At 71.9% G+C, this 15,724-nt stretch carries 12 protein-coding genes; 9 read left to right on the top strand and 3 right to left on the bottom strand.

Going from position 1 to position 15,724, the window contains the following annotated elements:
* Together NQO67_RS38310 and NQO67_RS38305 are read left to right on the top strand one after the other, a co-directional pair.
* The gene (locus tag NQO67_RS38310; protein ID WP_255955109.1) at nt 1-873 is read left to right on the top strand and encodes a lysozyme; all 873 of its coding nucleotides are present in this window, start codon (nt 1-3) and stop codon (nt 871-873) included.
* 143 nt (nt 874-1,016) lie between these two features.
* Nucleotides 1,017-1,679, top strand: a complete 663-nt coding sequence (locus tag NQO67_RS38305) for a TetR/AcrR family transcriptional regulator (RefSeq protein WP_255955108.1) — start codon at nt 1,017-1,019, stop codon at nt 1,677-1,679.
* Nucleotides 1,680-1,828: 149 nt separating this feature from the next.
* Here NQO67_RS38305 and NQO67_RS38300 read toward each other — a convergent pair whose 3' ends face one another.
* Nucleotides 1,829-3,616, bottom strand: a complete 1,788-nt coding sequence (locus NQO67_RS38300) for a serine hydrolase domain-containing protein (RefSeq protein WP_255955107.1) — start codon at nt 3,614-3,616, stop codon at nt 1,829-1,831.
* 156 nt (nt 3,617-3,772) lie between these two features.
* Nucleotides 3,773-4,915 (bottom strand): glycoside hydrolase family 3 N-terminal domain-containing protein, encoded by a 1,143-nt coding sequence (locus NQO67_RS38295; RefSeq protein ID WP_255955106.1) that lies wholly within the window; start codon nt 4,913-4,915, stop codon nt 3,773-3,775.
* 326 nt (nt 4,916-5,241) lie between these two features.
* On the opposite strand from NQO67_RS38295, the gene NQO67_RS38290 reads away from it, so the two are divergent.
* A complete protein-coding gene (locus NQO67_RS38290; protein ID WP_255955105.1) occupies nt 5,242-5,682 on the top strand; it encodes a hypothetical protein in 441 nt (146 codons plus the stop codon).
* Nucleotides 5,683-6,022: 340 nt separating this feature from the next.
* On the opposite strand, the gene NQO67_RS38285 is transcribed toward NQO67_RS38290, so the two are convergent.
* Complete coding sequence (locus NQO67_RS38285; RefSeq protein ID WP_255955104.1) at nt 6,023-7,885, bottom strand: DUF6528 family protein; 1,863 nt, start codon at nt 7,883-7,885, stop codon at nt 6,023-6,025.
* A gap of 410 nt (nt 7,886-8,295) precedes the next feature.
* On the opposite strand from NQO67_RS38285, the gene NQO67_RS38280 reads away from it, so the two are divergent.
* From NQO67_RS38280 to NQO67_RS38255, 6 genes are all read left to right on the top strand, one after another.
* On the top strand, nt 8,296-9,222 hold the full coding sequence (locus NQO67_RS38280; protein ID WP_255955103.1) for a S1 family peptidase: 927 nt from the start codon (nt 8,296-8,298) through the stop codon (nt 9,220-9,222).
* Nucleotides 9,223-9,463: 241 nt separating this feature from the next.
* Nucleotides 9,464-10,714, top strand: a complete 1,251-nt coding sequence (locus NQO67_RS38275) for an ROK family transcriptional regulator (protein ID WP_255955102.1) — start codon at nt 9,464-9,466, stop codon at nt 10,712-10,714.
* Nucleotides 10,715-10,737: 23 nt separating this feature from the next.
* Complete coding sequence (locus NQO67_RS38270; protein ID WP_255955101.1) at nt 10,738-12,075, top strand: extracellular solute-binding protein; 1,338 nt, start codon at nt 10,738-10,740, stop codon at nt 12,073-12,075.
* An 83-nt stretch (nt 12,076-12,158) separates the two neighbouring features.
* Complete coding sequence (locus NQO67_RS38265) at nt 12,159-13,145, top strand: carbohydrate ABC transporter permease (RefSeq protein ID WP_255955100.1); 987 nt, start codon at nt 12,159-12,161, stop codon at nt 13,143-13,145.
* The gene (locus NQO67_RS38260; RefSeq protein WP_255955099.1) at nt 13,142-14,047 is read left to right on the top strand and encodes a carbohydrate ABC transporter permease; all 906 of its coding nucleotides are present in this window, start codon (nt 13,142-13,144) and stop codon (nt 14,045-14,047) included. The genes NQO67_RS38265 and NQO67_RS38260 overlap by 4 nt, the downstream gene beginning before the upstream one ends.
* Nucleotides 14,048-14,151: 104 nt before the next feature.
* Nucleotides 14,152-15,681, top strand: a complete 1,530-nt coding sequence (locus NQO67_RS38255) for a glycoside hydrolase family 3 N-terminal domain-containing protein (protein WP_255955098.1) — start codon at nt 14,152-14,154, stop codon at nt 15,679-15,681.
* Nucleotides 15,682-15,724: the final 43 nt, after the last annotated feature.

Genomic DNA, 15,724 nt, shown 5'->3' with positions numbered 1-15,724 from the left:
ATGCGCGTCACTCGAACCACCCCACGCCGCCGCTCGCCCCTCGGCCGCCGCACCCTGCTCGCCGCCGCCGGTGCGGTGCTCGGTCTGCTGGGGCTCACCGTCACGGTGCCCAGCACCGCGACCGCGGCCCCGCAGGCGCCCGCGTCCGCCACCAGCGACAACCCCGAACTGCACTGGATGGGCTCGACCGTCGCCGCCCACGAGGGCGAGGGCGCACCGCCCGCCCCGGGCTCCGCCAGCCTCGCCGAGACCGTCCCGGGCATGGACGTCAGCCACTACCAGGGCGCCATCGACTGGGCCGGCGCCTACGGTGCCGGCGCCCGCTTCGTGTACATGAAGGCGACCGAGGGCACCACGTACCAGGACCCCAACTTCTCGGCGAACTACACGGGTTCGTACAACGCGGGCTTCATCCGCGGCGCCTACCACTTCGCGAACCCGAACTCCTCGAGCGGTACCGCGCAGGCCGACTTCTTCGCCGCGCACGGCGGCGGCTGGTCGGCGGACGGCAAGACGTTGCCGCCGATGCTGGACATCGAGTACGGCTCGTCCTCCACCTGCTGGGGCCTCAGCCAGGCCGCGATGCGCACCTGGGTCACGGACTTCGTCAACGAGATGCACGCCAAGACCGGCCGCTGGGTCACCATCTACACCACCACCGACTGGTGGACCCAGTGCACCGGCAACTCCGGCGACTACGGCGCCAACAACCCGTTGTTCATCGCCCGCTACGCCTCGGCCCCCGGCACCCTGCCGGCCGGCTGGGGGTTCTACACCTTCTGGCAGTTCGCCGACTCCGGCACCTTCCCCGGTGACCAGGACGTCTTCAACGGCCCGATGAGCGGGTTGCAGAACCTCGCCAACAACACCTGACGGCGCCTCACGCGTAAGAATCGACGTGACCGCCACGGTGCCGCCTTTCGGTGGCGCCGTGGCGGGCCGTTCGGGCGCCGCCGACCGCGAGTTGGGCGAACTGACGGTGAAACGGCGATCGTGCTGCCGGTAGGGTGCTGACCATGGCCGGTCGGACCGCCCGCACCGAGCGGGCCAGTGGGACACGGGCGGCGATCATCACCGCCGCCGAGCGGCTGTTCGCCGAGCACGGCGTGGTCGCCGTCTCCAACCGCCAGATCAGCGAGGCCGCCGGACAGGGCAACAACACCGCCGTCACCTACCACTTCGGCACCAAGAACGAGCTGCTGCGCGCCATCATCCGCAGGCACCGGGCGCCGATGGACGAGCTGCGGCAGCGGATGCTCAAGGAGATCGGCGGCTCCGAGGAGATGCGGGACTGGGTGGCCTGCCTGGTACGCCCCCACACCGAGCACCTGGCCGAGCTGGGCAACCCCACCTGGTACGCGCGCTGCGTCGCCCAGGTGATGGCCGACCCCGTACTGCGCTGGATCGTGATCGAGGAGATGACCGACCCGGCGCTGGAGCACACCCTCGACGGCATCAACCGCTGCCGCCCCGTGCTCCCGCCCCCCGTGCGGCGGGAGCGCGGCGACATGGCACGCCATCTGCTGGTGCATGTGATGGCCGATCGGGAACGGGCCCTGGCCGACGCCGCCCCCACCCCGCGCTCCAGCTGGGACGAGTGCGCCACGGGCCTCATCGACGCGCTCATGGGCCTCTGGCTCGCGCCTGTGACGCCCCTACAGGTCCGCTCCTCCTCCTGACCCATGCCCTTCCAGGGCGGCGGCAGCGTCCCGACCGGCCGTCAACTGAGCGCGAACCAGGTGGTCCTGGACTGACCGCGAACCCGGTGGTCCTGGACGGCCACCGGGGTCGCGGTGCCGCGTGCCGTGGGGCGCACGGGCCTGGCTGGTTACCGCCCCGGCAGTTGCTGCCAGCCGTCCGCGGTCAGGGCCGCGTCCGGTCGGTTGCTGTCCAGCAGGACGTGCGAGCCGTCACTGACCTTCAGGCCGGTGAGGTTCACGCCACGGCCCTCGTAGCTCGGGTCGGTGGTGTACTTCCAGCGCAGTTGCAGGCCGTCGGACGCCTGCGGCACCTCGGCGTGCACCCGCCACCAGGCGCGCACCGACTGCCCGGACAGCGCCGTCACCTCGCCGGAGGGCGCCCCCTTGCCGGTCACCCGCAGGGTGACGGGGCTCCAGGTGGTGCCGCCGTCCGTGCTGGCCTGGAGGGAGAGCAGGTCGGTGGACTCGGTGTTGACGAAGGTGCTGAAGTCCACCGCGGCCGGTCCCGACGCGGCCAGCTTGCCGGTGGTCAGGGTGCTGGTGGTGGCGCCGCCCTGCCCCGCGTACCAGGACCGGCCGCCGCCGGGGGCGTCGACCTTCATCGCGGTGGCGAGCGCCTGCGCGATGCCACGCCGAGCCGGGTTGGTGGACGGTGTGTTCCGGGTCGGGTGGACCCGGTTGGTCAGCAGGACCGCGAACGACCGGGACGCGGGGTCGATCACCAGCGAGGTGCCGGTGAAACCGGTGTGGCCGAGCGTCTGCGGCCCGGACAGGCCGCCCATGTACCAGATCTGGTCCAGCTCGAAGCCCAGGCCGTGCGAGTCGTCCGGGAAGGCCTGGTTGAAGTTCTGCTCCAGCAGCCGCACGCCGTGCTCGCTGAGGATGCGATGGCCCTTGTACACGCCCCCGTTCAGAATGGTCTGGGCGAGCACGGCGAGGTCGTCGACGGTCGAGAAGACCCCGGCGTGGCCCGCGACCCCGTTCAGGGCCCAGGAGTTCTCGTCGTGCACCGAGCCGCGCACCATGCCGCGCGGCGGGGTCGCCTCGAACTCGGTGGCGGCGATCCTGGGCAGCTTGGCGGCCGGCGGGTTGTAGCCGGTGTCGGTCATGTGCAGCGGTCCGGTGATGCGTTCGCCGACCAGCTGGTCCAGCGGCTTGCCGGTCACCTGCTCCAGGACCAGCTGCATGCTGAGCATGTTCAGGTCCGAGTACAGGTAGGTGGTGCCGGGCGGGTTGATCGGCTTGGTGTCGAGGATCGCCTTCCGGCGGGACGGGATGTCGGGGTAGCCCTTCCACAGCGACGGCACCGGGTCGGCGTCGAAGCCCGAGGTGTGGGTGAGCAGTTGCTCGATGGTGATGTCACCCTTGCCGTTGGCGGCGAAATCGGGCAGGTAGTGCGCGACGGGCGTGTCGAGGTCGAGGCGGCCCGCTTCCAGCTCCTGCACGGCCACCAGCGAGGTGAACAGCTTCGACAGCGAGGCCAGGTCGTAGATCGTGTCGGTGCGGGCCGGCACCTTCTGGTCGTCGGGCAGCTCGGTCGTGGCGTCCGCGTACTTCACGGCGTAGCCGTCGGCGGCGCGCTCCACCACGGTTCCGTTGTGCACCATCAGGCTGGTGGCGCCGGGGAAGAGGTAGTCGGCGCCGCTCGCCGGGTCCTCCCAGGTGGTGATCGAGCGCTGGAACGCCTCGATCGGGCCCGGGTCGAGCCCGGCCTGGCCGGGTGTGCCGGGGTGCAGCACCGTGCTCGCCGGGGCGAAGCCGGTGTACGGCTGGTCGAACCGCGCGTCGCCGTGCACCGCCGCCTGGTCGGCGCTGCTGCCCGCCTGGGACACGAGGGGTCCGACGGTGGCGCTCGCCGGGAACGCGAGCGAGGCGGCCAGCAGCGCCGCCACCGTGGTGTACGCAGGAATCCGCATAGAGACCTTCATCGGTGAGAGTTACGAAAAGCCGCGCCGTACGGTGGGCGATCGGGTCGCCCACCGTACGGCGCGGGTCGTGCGGCCGGTGGGACCGGTAGGGCTGATGGGGCTCGTGTGTGGTGCGGCCGGCGCGTGAACGGGGCCGTGCGGGCGTCAGGCCAGGCTGCTGCGCAGGGCGTTGACGCGCGTCGCCCCGGCGTCGAAGGCGGTCCCGTCGAGGGAGCCGTCCGCCAGGGCGTCGCGCAGCGCTGCGACGGCGTCGTGGCCCTGGTCGGAGTCGCGTCCGGAGCACAGGATCAGGTCCATGCCGGCCTTGGCGGCCGCCACCGCACGCTCCCCCACGCCGCCGAAGGACTGGAGCGCCCCGGCCTCCAGCGCGTCGGTGATCGTCACGCCCTTGAAGCCGAGCCGGTTGCGGAGCTCGCCGACGACGGTCGGCGACAGGCCGGCGGGCAGCTTGGAGTCCAGGGCGGGGTAGATGGCCCAGGAGAGCATGACCAGCTTCACCCCGGCGGAGATGGCCGACGTGTACGGCGCCTCGTCGACGCTGCGCAGGGTGCTGGCGGACGTGGTGAGGGTGACGGCCCGCAGGTCCGTGTTCTGGCTCGACGAGGCCGGGCCGAGGCCGGGGAAGTGCTTGGCGGTGGCCGCCACGCCGGTGGCCTGCTGGGCCTTGATGAAGGCCGAGCCGCAGGTGCTGACCACGGACGCGTCCTTGCTGTACGACCGCTCGAACTGGTCCTCGAAGTCACCTGCCGTGCGGTACACGTCGAGCACCGGTGCCAGGTTGACGTTCATGCCGGCGCTCAGGAGGTTGTCGCCCGCGCCGGTGCCGGTGTCCGTCGCCTCGCCCTTCGGGTCGCTGGAGGAGCCTACGTCCTTCGCCGACAGCACCGGCTCGCCCGGCAGGCGGCGTACCTGGCCGCCTTCCTGGTCGGTCATGAACAGCAGCGGCGCCTTGATGGGGGCGGACGCGCTCGCGTCGATCATGTCCTGGATGACGCCCTTGATCTGGCTCGCGCTCTGGATGTTCTCGCCGAAGAAGATCACCCCGGCTATACGGCCCCCGCTGATCGCATCCATCAGCTGGGTCGACGGGGTGAGCCCGGCATACGAGTAGATGACGCGCTGTCCGGCGCGCTGCGCCGGGGTCAGGCTGACCAGCGGGTCGGCGGCGCCCTGCGGCGTCCGCACGGCCGCGTGCGCCTGCGCCGCCATGCCCAGACCGCCGGCCAGAGCCGCCGTTCCGGCGAGCAGAGCGCCACGCCTGCTGAAGGGGTTCTTCGCCGTGCTCATGACATTCTCTCCTTCACGAACTGCCGATTCACCCTGGCCGGAGCCGATACGGGAGCGCCCTCGCCGGGTCGCGACGTCCACGGTGAAGGAAACTTCCCACTTTCCACAAGGCCCAAGAAAATAATTTGCAGCCTCATCACCGTGCCGGCGGACGGAAGCGCGCGTGAGAGGCGGCCCGGCCGGGCGGGATGCCACGAAAGGGGGCGTTGTGGGGGCGCGACAGCCGCCCTGGAATCCCCTATCCCTTTTATCCCTCTCATTATGATTTACCCGCCATGCCGCGGGTAACCCGACCCTCGTACGGACGCCGAGGATGAGGTGAAGACATGCCATTGCTTCTGCTTCTGCTGGGGCTCTTGCTGGTGGCGGCCACGGCCGCCTTCATCGGGCTCGCGATCGCGTACAACACCGGCGGCGGTCCGGACTACTCCGTGAACCTGCTCGGCAACCACCCCTTCTCCATGAGCACGCTCGGGGCCTTCGCGAGCGGTCTCGCACTGGCGACGATCTTGGGCGTCGGCCTGTGGCTGATGCTGGGCGGCGGCGCCCTCATGCGCCATCGCGGCCAGCGGCGGCGGCACGCCCGGCACGAGACGCGGAAGCTCGCGGCGCAGCGCGACGTCATGGCTAGCCGGCTCCAGGAGACCGGGCACGAGGAGCAGATCCCCCGCACCCCGGAAGAGTCGGCACACGCCGGCTCCACGTCCTACGAGCGGCCCCGCCGCCCGGCGATGGCCTTCCACCGCCCGCACCTGCGCGGGCACTAGGTCCTGTCATCGGACTCCCGTCGTTGCCCGAAGGGCGGCCTGATGGCTCCCCCACTGCCTGAAGGGCGTGGGCGGTACCCCCAGTGCGTGCTCTCGGCGCGGCGGGCGCGAGTCCGCGTACGCATGGGGGCACCTCCCACGCCGTCCAGGCAGTGGGGGAGTACATGGGCTTGCGCCCGGTGCGGCGAGTGGGGGTACCTCCCACGCCCCTGAGGCAGCGGGGGAGCGTGCATGGCGCCGCCAGGCGGACGGGAGTTTGACGACAGGGCCTGGCACCGCGACCGGCACGGGCGGCCGGAGCGGCCGGTGGGGCGGTGGGGCGGTGGTGGCGACGGCGGTTTCAGGACAGGTCGGGAACGGTGCCGAGGTGCAGCGTGCCGTCGGGCAGCCCCGCGGTGCAGACGGCGAGCACGCTGCCGTTGCCGTCGACCTTCGTCGCCGATGACCAGGTCCCGCCGGTGCCACGGGTCTTGACCCAGACCCCGCTGCCGGGGACGACGTCCGCGAGCTGCACGGTGCCGTCCGGGAGCGCGGCCAGCGAGACCGCGGTGATCCAGCCATTGGTGTCGATATGGCCGGCCGCCGACCAGGTCCCGGCGGCGCTGCGGGTCCTGGCCCAGATGCCGCCGCCGGGGACGACGTCCGCGAGCTGCACGGTGCCGTCCGGCAACGCGGCCAGTGCCACATCGGTGACCGCGGTGTCGTCGTCGACCTTCGTGGCCGATGACCAGGTCCCGGCGGCGCTGCGGGTCTTGACCCAGACGCCGCTGTCCGGCACGACGTCGGCGAGTTGCATGGTGCCGTTCGGCAGTGCGGTCATCGAGAGCCCCGAGATCGCCCCGTTACCGTCGATCTTCGTCGACGACGACCAGGTGCCGCCGGTGCTGCGGGTCTTGTACCAGATGCCGCTGCCGGGGACGAGGGACGCCAGGTGCAGGACGCCGTCCGGTGTGGTGGCGGCGGCGACCCTGGAGACGGACCCGTTGGAGTCGATCTGCGTGGCGGACGACCAGCCGCCGGACGCGCTGCGGGTGCGCTCCCAGACGCCGCTGCCCGGAACCACGGTGAAGGCGTGCAGCGATCCGTCCGGCAGCGCGGCGGCCGACGCCGAGCCGAGCGTCGCGCCGTCGTCGACCTCCGCCGCCGACGCCGACCAGGTGCCGTCCGCCCCGCGGGTGCGGTCCCACAGGGTGCCGCGCAGCGGCCGGTCGACCACGCTGTAGTACGGGGTCCACACCCGCGCCTTGTAGAAGGCGGCGCCGGTACGGGTGCGGGTGGCGTCGGGCGAGTGGAACTCGACGGTGTCGGTGCACCAGGTGTCGTCCGTGCAGGCACCGGGCGGGGTCTTGGCGCTGTCCGGCCGGGTCTGCACGATCTGCCCGGACGGCTGGTTGCCGATCGACTTGACGGCCGCACGGTTGGCGGCGGCCGGCGTGCCGAACGTCTTCGTCGTCTTGTCGTACAGGTAGGCGGCACTGCCCGTGCTCACCCAGAGCTTGTTCGCGTCATGGGCGTAGGAGTAGACGTCGTGGCCGCCCGCGGTCGGCAGCGTCGCGCGCCGTGCGGTGTCCTCTTCCAGCGTGGGCTTGGCCGCGGTGCCGCCGACCACCAGCGCGGTGAGGATGTGCGCCCCGGTCCTCGCGTCGTCGCCGATCACCCACAGCCGCCGGATCGCCGGGTCCCACAGCGTGGCGTGCGCCTGGACGAGGTCGAACTGCGCGTAGCTGCCGGCGGATGCGCCCTGCGAGGCGGCGTAGACCCGGACCCAGCCGCCGTCCGAGGCGGCCAGCGCGATGTTGCCGTCCGGCAGCAGCTCCGCCGAGTGGAGGTTCCCCGAGATGATCTTCGCCCACTGGCGGGTGCCGCTCGGATAGTCCACGACGGCGGCGAGCCCGCGCCCGTCCGCCACGACGAAGCTCTGCGCTCCGGACGGCCGGTCACGGAGCTTGAAGTCCGCGATGAGCCCCGTCGCCGCGGCCTCGTCGCCGGAGAAGCCGTGTCCGGTCGTGGCCTGCCAGCTCCACTTGACCGCGCCGGAGCTGTTCCAGTCGGTCGCGGCGGGGTCGAAGGCGAGGATCTTCCTGGCCCCCTGGTCACCCGCGGCTATCCAGTAGTCGCCGGCGGCGGCGACGGACTGCTGCCGCTCGGGGCGCTCCGCAGCGTGCGTCACGCAGGCCACGCCGACCAGGGCAAGGGTCGCCACGGCGGTGACGAGGGGTCTCCACAGCGTGTTGATGTCGGTCTCCTTCGTTCGGCTGCGCGGGGACGGTGCGGAACGCGCGGGAGGTGGAGGGCGCAGGGTTCGGGCCACCAACTCGTCCCGCGCGCCGCGCCATTGAACCGTCGGGCACCGTGTCCCGCATAGAGGCGGAACGGCTCGGTGGTCCCGGTGGTGGCGCGGCTCATTGCACAGTTGGCCGAATCTCGAGGGGGCGGCACCCGCGCCTCCCGCCCCGCCCCGCCCCGCCCCGGCCGAACCTCGTCTTGCCGGGCCGGGGCACAGCGGTGACGATGCACGACATACGGCGACTTGACGCGGACATGATCGCCGATCACCGTGCACCGCTCCCCGACCCGGCGCGACCCGACCCGACCCGACCCATGGAGGTCACCGTGAGCAGACGACCCGCCCGGCGCATTCCCACCACCGCCCTGGTGACCGGCCTCCTGGCCGCCGCTCTGACGACCGCCCCGCAGGCCGTGGCCCACGCGTCGACGCCCGCGTCGGCCCAGGCGTCGGCCCAGGACACGACCCGCGGCACCGGCACGGGCCGGGCAGACGCCGGGCGGCTCGCGGCGGCCGACGCGGCCGTGCGGAAGGCGGACGTCGGTGGCACGGCCTGGTACGTCGACCCGGCGCGCGGCGCCCTGGTGGTGGTCGCGGACCGCACGGTCGGCGCGGACCGGATCGCCCGGATCGAGGACGCGGTGCAGGGCACGGGCGGGGCCCTGGAGATCCGCCGGACGCCGGGCCGGATCGCCGAGCGGATCGCCGGCGGTGACCCCATCACCACGCCGGACGGCCTGCGTTGCACGGTCGGCTTCAACGTGCAGGACGCAAGCGGCACCAAGTACGCGCTGACCGCCGGCCACTGCACGTCCGCCAGCCCCGACTGGCCCATCGGTCCGGTGTGGTCGAGCAGTTTCCCGGGCAACGACTACGGTCTCATCCGGTACACCGACCCCAGCCAGGCCGAGGGCGGCGTGCGGGGCCCCAACGGCACGTTGATCGACATCAGCGACGCCGCCAGCCCCGGGGTCGGCCAGCAGGTCTGCACCGCGGGCCGCACCACCGGCTACCACTGCGGCACCGTCCTCGGCCTCAACGCCACCGTGAACTACGGCGCCGACGGCATCGTGACCGGCCTCGCCGACACCAACGTGTGCACCGAGTCCGGCGACAGCGGCGGTCCGCTGTTTTCCGGCCACACGGCCCTCGGTATCGCCTCCGGCGGCAGCGGCAACTGCACCTCGGGCGGCGAGACCTTCTTCCAGCCGGTGGTGGAACCGCTGAGCGCGTACGGCGTCATGGTCTTCTAGCACCGCACCCGGTTCACCACCGGTCACCAGCCCGGTTCCGGGTCGACGACGGCCCGGTCGACACCGGCCCGCACCGCCGGTTCGCCCAGCACCCCGCCCTCCATTGGCACTTGCGCGCCCGCCGCCCCACCAGGACGGCGGGCGCGCGGCTTTACGGGAACGTAATGCGCATGGCTGGTTTCTTATGCCGTCGCATGACTAAAGTGTGGCCTCACCAATTAATCTCAACCTGAGAGGAATTGTGGCCGCTTCCCCGTCTGCCTCGCTCCCGCGCGCCTCCAACCGCAGCGCCGTACTCGCCGCGCTGCTCTCCGGCGCCGAGACGGACCGACAGCAGCTCATCGTGGACACCGGACTCAGCCGGGCGACCGTCTTCCGGGTCGTGGACGACCTGAAGGCCGAAGGCCTGGTGCGCGAGGGCCGGCGCCTGGTGCGCGGCGGCCCCGGGCGCCAGTCCACCTCCGTCGCCTTCCACGGCCGTTCCGCGCTGGTCTGCGGCATCGACCTGGGCGGTACGCACTGCCGGGTGGTGGTGGCGGACGCGCTGGGCCGGGCCGTGATCAGGAGCCGGGACGCCACACCGCGCGAGCAGGACGCGGCGGGGCTCGCCCGCTGGGTGGCCGGCCGGGTGCACGGCCTGGTCGCCGAACACGGCGACGGCATCCCGCTGCACACGGTCACCATCGGCCTGCCCGGCGTGGTGACCGGCGACGGCGGCACCGTCGTCAACTCGCACAACCTCGGCCAGATCAAGGGCACCGAGTTCATCGAGACGCTCTCCGCGCTGATGGGCGTGGACACCGCGGTGGGCAACGACTCCAACCTCGCCCTGCTCGGCGAGTTGACCTACGGGTCGCTGACGGACCGGGGCACCGCGGTGCTGCTCGCGCTGGGCACCGGTCTCGGCTCCGCCGTCTCGTTCGACGGGCAGGTGCTCGCCGGCCGGACGGGGCTGCTCGGCGAGTTCGGGCGGCTGCCGCTGCCCGGCCGTGATCTGCGGCTGCGCGATCTGCTCTCCGGCGCCGACCTGGTGCGGTACGCACGCGGCAAGGGCGTCGCGGTCTCCCGGGCACAGCGCCTGTTCGCCGACCCCGAGCGGTACGGCCCGCTGCTGGACGAGGTGCACGAGGCGCTGACGTTCCTCGTCACGGTCGTCGCGCTCGCCTACGAGCCGGCGACGGTGGTGCTCACGGGCGGATTCTCCGACTCGTTCGACGCGGCGCGGCTGGGCCGGATCGCGGATCGGGTCGCGGACGACGTGGGGGTGCGCAGCGCGGTCCGCAAGTCGGGGCTGGGCGACTGGGCGGGACTGGTCGGCGCGACGGCGTCCTCGCTCGGCCGGCTCTACCGCGCGCTCGGTGTCAGTTCCGCGCACCTGGCGGGCGTCGAGGTGGACCGCGCAGCGCGCGTCCGGCAGCTCGCCGCATGCCCGACGACGACCAGCACGAACGAGACGACCAGCACGAACGACACGGCAACCACGCAAGAGTGAGAAGGGTGAGAAGGGTGGGAGAGATGGGAAAGGCAGACGGCTCGACCAGGGTGCGCGGAGCGCGCCGCTCACGGTGGCAGTGCGCGCTCGCGGCGCTCCCCGTCATGGCCCTCGCGCTGACCGGCTGCGGCGGCAGCGGCCAGCAGTCCGACTCCGACAACCGGCTCACCGTCTGGATGATGACCGGCGGTCCCGGTGACAGCCCGCTCATCAAGGACGTCACCGCCGAGTTCAAGAAGAAGTACGGCAAGAAGTACCCGGGCATGAAGGTCGACGTGCAGATCCAGCAGTGGGACGGCGTCGCCACCAAGATCACCACCGCGCTGGCCGCCGGCAACCCGCCGGACATCGTCGAGATGGGCAACACCCAGACCCCGCTCCAGACCTACTCGGGCGGCCTGGCCGACCTCACCGCCGACAAGAAGTCCTTCGAGGGCTCGGACGGCTGGCTCCCCGGACTGACGATCCCGTCCACGTACGACGGGAAGCTCTACGCGGTGCCGTTGTACGGCGGCACGAAAGTCGTGATGTACAACAAGAAGATGTTCGCGGACGCGGGCATAGCGCAGCCGCCGAAGACCATGGACGAGCTCCAGAAGGACTGCGGGAAGCTGGCGAAGGCCAACGCGCACACGGCCGACTTCTCCGGTTTCTACCTGCCGGGCCAGTACTGGTTCAACGGTATGCCGTTCATGTTCGCCAAGGGCGGCACCGTCGCCACCAGGAAGGGCGACACCTGGCAGGCGCGGCTGAGCGCGCCGCAGAACCAGGCGGGGCTCAAGGCCTGGCGCACGTTCCAGAACACCTGCTCCACCAGGTCGTCCCGCGGCGTCAACACCGACAGCCCCGACCAGGACCAGCTGTTCGCCGACGGCAAGGCCGCCATGGAGTACGTCAAGGCCTGGGAGCCGGCCACGGTCCTGGAGAAGAACCCGAAGCTCGAGGACGACATCGGCTTCTTCGCCCTGCCGGGCTTCACCGCACAGCTGACCATGCCGGTGATCGTCTCCGGGTCCACCATCGGCATCGCGGCGAACAGCCCCGACCGGAAGGCCGCCACGGACTGGCTGCGGATCATCACCAGCGAGCACGTCCAGCAGAAGGTGGCCCGGCAGCTCAACCTGCTGCCGATCTCGCCCGACTTCACCCCGGCCGGCGTGCCCCGGCAGCTGACCGTGGCCGCCCAGGCCAGCAAGGTCAGCCAGCCGCTGCCCAACAGCCCGGGCGAGGCGACGCTGGAGACCGAGCGGTACAACGAGCAGTTCTTCGCGAAGATCGCGGGCGGCGCCGACATCGCCCAGGCGTCCGCCGCCTACGACAAGCACGCCACCAAGGCGCTCAACGCGCTCGGCGACAAGTAGCCGGCCGGTAAACGGCCGACGACCGCGTACCTCTGGACCTCCCGTGGCATACCCCCCGGACCCCCCATGGCAATGGACCTCCCATGGCAATGACTGACAAGCGGCACCGCCCGCCGGCCCGCGGTGCCGCCCGCCGGGCCGCGCCGGCCGGGCGCCGCCGTGCCTCGGCGACCCGGCCGCGCCTGCTGCCCTGGGCCATGATCGCCCCGGCGGTGCTCGCCCTGCTGCTGGTCCAGGGCTATCCGCTGGTGCGGCTGCTGGTGCTGGCCACGCAGGCGTTCGGCCCGCGCTCGCTGTTCACCGGGCAGGCCGACTTCGTCGGCGTGGACAACTTCACCGCGATCTTCACCGACCCCGACTTCCGTGCGGTGCTGCTGCGCACGGTCGTCTTCACCGCGCTGTGCGTGGCGCTGCTGATGGTGCTGGGCTTCCTGCTGTCCCATCTGCTCATCGGCGTCTCGCCCTGGGCCCGGCTGCTCACCACGGTCTGCCTGGTGCTGGTGTGGGCGATGCCGATGGTGGCGGCGACGCTGGTGTGGCAGTGGATGTACCAGCCGCAGTACGGCGTCGCCAACTGGCTGCTCACCGAGGTACGGGTGTTCGGCGACCTCACCGCGTACGACTGGTTCTCCCACCCCGTCCCGGCGCTCGGTCTCATCGTGCTGCTCACGGTCTGGAAGGGGCTGCCGTTCGTGGCCCTGACGCTGTTCGCGGCGCGCGGCCAGATACCGGAGTCGCTGTACGAGGCGGCCCGGTTGGACGGCGCGGGCACCCTCCAGACGTTCCGGCACCTCACCGTGCCGATCCTGCGTCCGGTGCTGGCGATTCTCACCGTCCTCGAAGTCGTCTGGTCGGTGAACTCCTTCACGCCCATCTGGGTGCTGACCCAGGGCGGCCCGGACGGCGCCACCACCACCCTCGGCGTCTACGCCTACGTCACCGCCTTCAGCCGCAACGACTACGGCAGCGGGGCGGCCGTCGCCGTGGTGACGGTCCTCATCCTCGCGGTCTTCGCGACCGCGTACGTCCGCCGTACGGCCACGCGTGCGGAGCGGGGAGACGCGGCATGAACGAGGCCGACGTGCACGACACGCGGGCACGCACGGGCCGGCGCCCCCGCCGCACGGCCACCGGCTCCCGCCTGACCCCCGCCCGCCGGCGGCGCACGGTCAACAACACCATCGCGGTGGCCGTCTCCGCCGTGCTGGTCTTCCCCGTCTACTGGATGCTGGCGACCTCGCTCAAGCAGCGCGGTCACATCCTCAGCGCCGTGCCGCAGTTCTTCCCCTGGCCGCTCAGCCTGGACAACTTCGCACGGGCCCTGGCGAAGCCGCACTTCTGGGTGTTCGTGCGCAACTCCCTGACGGTGACCCTGTCGTCGGTGGTGCTGTCGCTGGTGATCTCGCTGTTCGCCGCCATCGCCATCGCACGCTTCCGGTTCCACGGCCGCCGCGCCCTGATGGCCGTCCTCGTGCTGGTCCAGATGGTGCCGGGGGCCGCCATGGTCATCCCGGTGTACCTGATGCTGCGCTCCATCAACGCGCTCGACTTCGTACCGGGCCTCGTCCTCACCTACCTGACGTTCGTGCTGCCGTTCACGGTGTGGACGCTGCGCGGCTTCGTGACCGGAGTGCCCGTCGAGCTGGAGGAGGCGGCGCTGGTCGACGGCTGCGGGCGGCTCCAGATGTACGTCCGGGTACTGATCCCGCTGCTGATGCCCGGCATCGTCGCCACCTCGATCTTCGCCTTCGTCAACGCCTGGGACGACTACCTCTTCGCCTACGTGATCATGAAGTCGCAGGACAACTACACGCTTCCGGTGTGGCTGGTGTCGTTCAAGACCGCGGAGAGCGTGGACTACGGCGCCATGATCGCGGCGTCGACGATCTTCTCGCTGCCGGTGCTGGTGTTCTTCCTCCTCGTGCAGCGCCGGCTGGTGGGCGGCATGACGAGCGGGGCGGTCAAGGGGTGACGGCGCCCGCCGCGCGGGGCGGATCGAGATCCATCGCAAGGAAGGTCGGTCGCGTGGCTGCCCGCACGGACAGCGTCGGGCCGGTTCGTACGGAAGGCAGGAACATGACGGACGAGTTGGCACGGCTGGCCCACGGCGTGCTGTTTCCCGCGCTGGGGCGGCCGACCGTGCCCAAGTGGGCGCGGGCACGTATCGCGGCGGGGCTCGGCGGCTTCGTGCTGTTCGGCAGGGACCTCGTCTCCGCCGAGCAGATCAAGGAGCTGACCGGCGCGCTGCACGGGCTGCGCGACCACGTACTGCTGTCGCTCGACGAGGAGGGCGGCGACGTCAACCGTCTCGAGCCGCACGGCGGCACGTCGGTACCCGGCAACCACGCGCTCGGCCGCATCGACCGCCCGGAGTTGACCCGCGAGGCCGCCTACCAGATCGGCCTGTCGCTGGTGGCGGCCGGCATCGACTGGAACCTGGCGCCCGCCGTGGACACCGCGGTCAACCCGCTCAGCCCCAACGGCATCCGCTGCTTCGGCCCGGACCGCGCCAGGGTGGCCGTGCACGCGGCGGCCTGGGTGGAGGGGCTCCAGGCGGCGGGCGTGAGCGCCTGCGCCAAGCACTTCCCCGGCCACGGCCTCAGCTCCACCGACGCCCACCTGGGCACGCCCCGCGTCGACCTGTCCCGGCAGGAGCTGGTTGACGACTACCTGGCACCGTTCCGCGCGGCCATCGGCGCCGGCGTCGACAGCATCATGGTCTCGCACGTCCACCTCAGCCGGCTCGACTCGGTCCCGGCGACCATCAGCCCGGCCGTGCTGACCGGGCTGCTGCGGGACGAACTCGGCTTCGACGGTGTGGTCATTACCGACGCCCTGGAGATGCACGGCATCCGCGACGTGGCGAGCCTGCCCGAGGCGGCGGTACGTGCCATCGCCGCGGGCGCCGACGCGCTCTGCCTCGGCGCATGGTCGTTCGGCGCCGACGTGGACCTCGCCGTGTCCGCACTCGTCGGGGCCGTCACGGACGGCGTCCTGCCGGTGGCCCGGCTGCGCGAGGCACACGCACGCGTCGCCCGGCTCGGCACCCGACCGCGCGCCCGTGGCGCCGACCGCGACGACACGGTGGGCGCCCGGCTCGCCCGGGACGTCGTCGAAGTCCACGGTGACCCGGCGCTGCGCGGCCGCAAGGTGCTCGTCGTACGGTTCGACCCGACCCACTCGCCCGCGCAGGGCGGCGCCTCCTGGGGTGTGGAGGAGCAGCTCCGGGATGCCGGGGTGAGCGTGGAGGCCCTGGCGGTGGCAGGGGACACGTACAACGCCGAGGGCATCATCAAGGCGGAGATCGACCTCTTCCTCGACGAGTACGGGTCGGATGACGAGGCGGGCGGGGCGGACGGGGCGGGTGGCGGGGTCGCCGCGGACGGGGCGGGTGGCGCGGACGTCGTGCTCCAGGTCCGCAGCCCGCACCGCTTCCCCTGGCAGCAACCCGTGCTCGCCGAAGTCCTGCGCCGCCATCCGCAGTGCGTGGTGGTCGACATGGGCGTGCCGCACGACGACTTCAGCGCGTTCCGCGGCTGGGTCCGCACCTTCGGGGCGTCCCGGGTCTGCACGGAGGCGGCGGTGCGGGTGCTGCTGGGGCGGTGACGACGGCGGGCAGGTGTTTCGGTCGGTCGCTCGCCGGTGCCGA

It is taken from the genome of Streptomyces odontomachi (genome assembly GCF_024435355.1).
GTDB classification, from domain to species: Bacteria; Actinomycetota; Actinomycetes; order Streptomycetales; family Streptomycetaceae; genus Streptomyces; species Streptomyces odontomachi.
This window is presented reverse-complemented; position numbering and strand designations above follow the sequence as displayed.

What these genes read in the sequence shown, in the direction of transcription:
- NQO67_RS38310 (WP_255955109.1), top strand. Translation starts at nt 1, where the DNA reads ATGCGCGTCACTCGAACCACCCCACGCCGCCGCTCGCCCCTCGGCCGC.
- NQO67_RS38305 (WP_255955108.1), top strand. Translation starts at nt 1,017, where the DNA reads ATGGCCGGTCGGACCGCCCGCACCGAGCGGGCCAGTGGGACACGGGCG.
- NQO67_RS38300 (WP_255955107.1), bottom strand. Translation starts at nt 3,616, where the DNA reads ATGCGGATTCCTGCGTACACCACGGTGGCGGCGCTGCTGGCCGCCTCG.
- NQO67_RS38295 (WP_255955106.1), bottom strand. Translation starts at nt 4,915, where the DNA reads ATGAGCACGGCGAAGAACCCCTTCAGCAGGCGTGGCGCTCTGCTCGCC.
- NQO67_RS38290 (WP_255955105.1), top strand. Translation starts at nt 5,242, where the DNA reads ATGCCATTGCTTCTGCTTCTGCTGGGGCTCTTGCTGGTGGCGGCCACG.
- NQO67_RS38270 (WP_255955101.1), top strand. Translation starts at nt 10,738, where the DNA reads ATGGGAAAGGCAGACGGCTCGACCAGGGTGCGCGGAGCGCGCCGCTCA.
- NQO67_RS38265 (WP_255955100.1), top strand. Translation starts at nt 12,159, where the DNA reads ATGGCAATGACTGACAAGCGGCACCGCCCGCCGGCCCGCGGTGCCGCC.
- NQO67_RS38260 (WP_255955099.1), top strand. Translation starts at nt 13,142, where the DNA reads ATGAACGAGGCCGACGTGCACGACACGCGGGCACGCACGGGCCGGCGC.
- NQO67_RS38255 (WP_255955098.1), top strand. Translation starts at nt 14,152, where the DNA reads ATGACGGACGAGTTGGCACGGCTGGCCCACGGCGTGCTGTTTCCCGCG.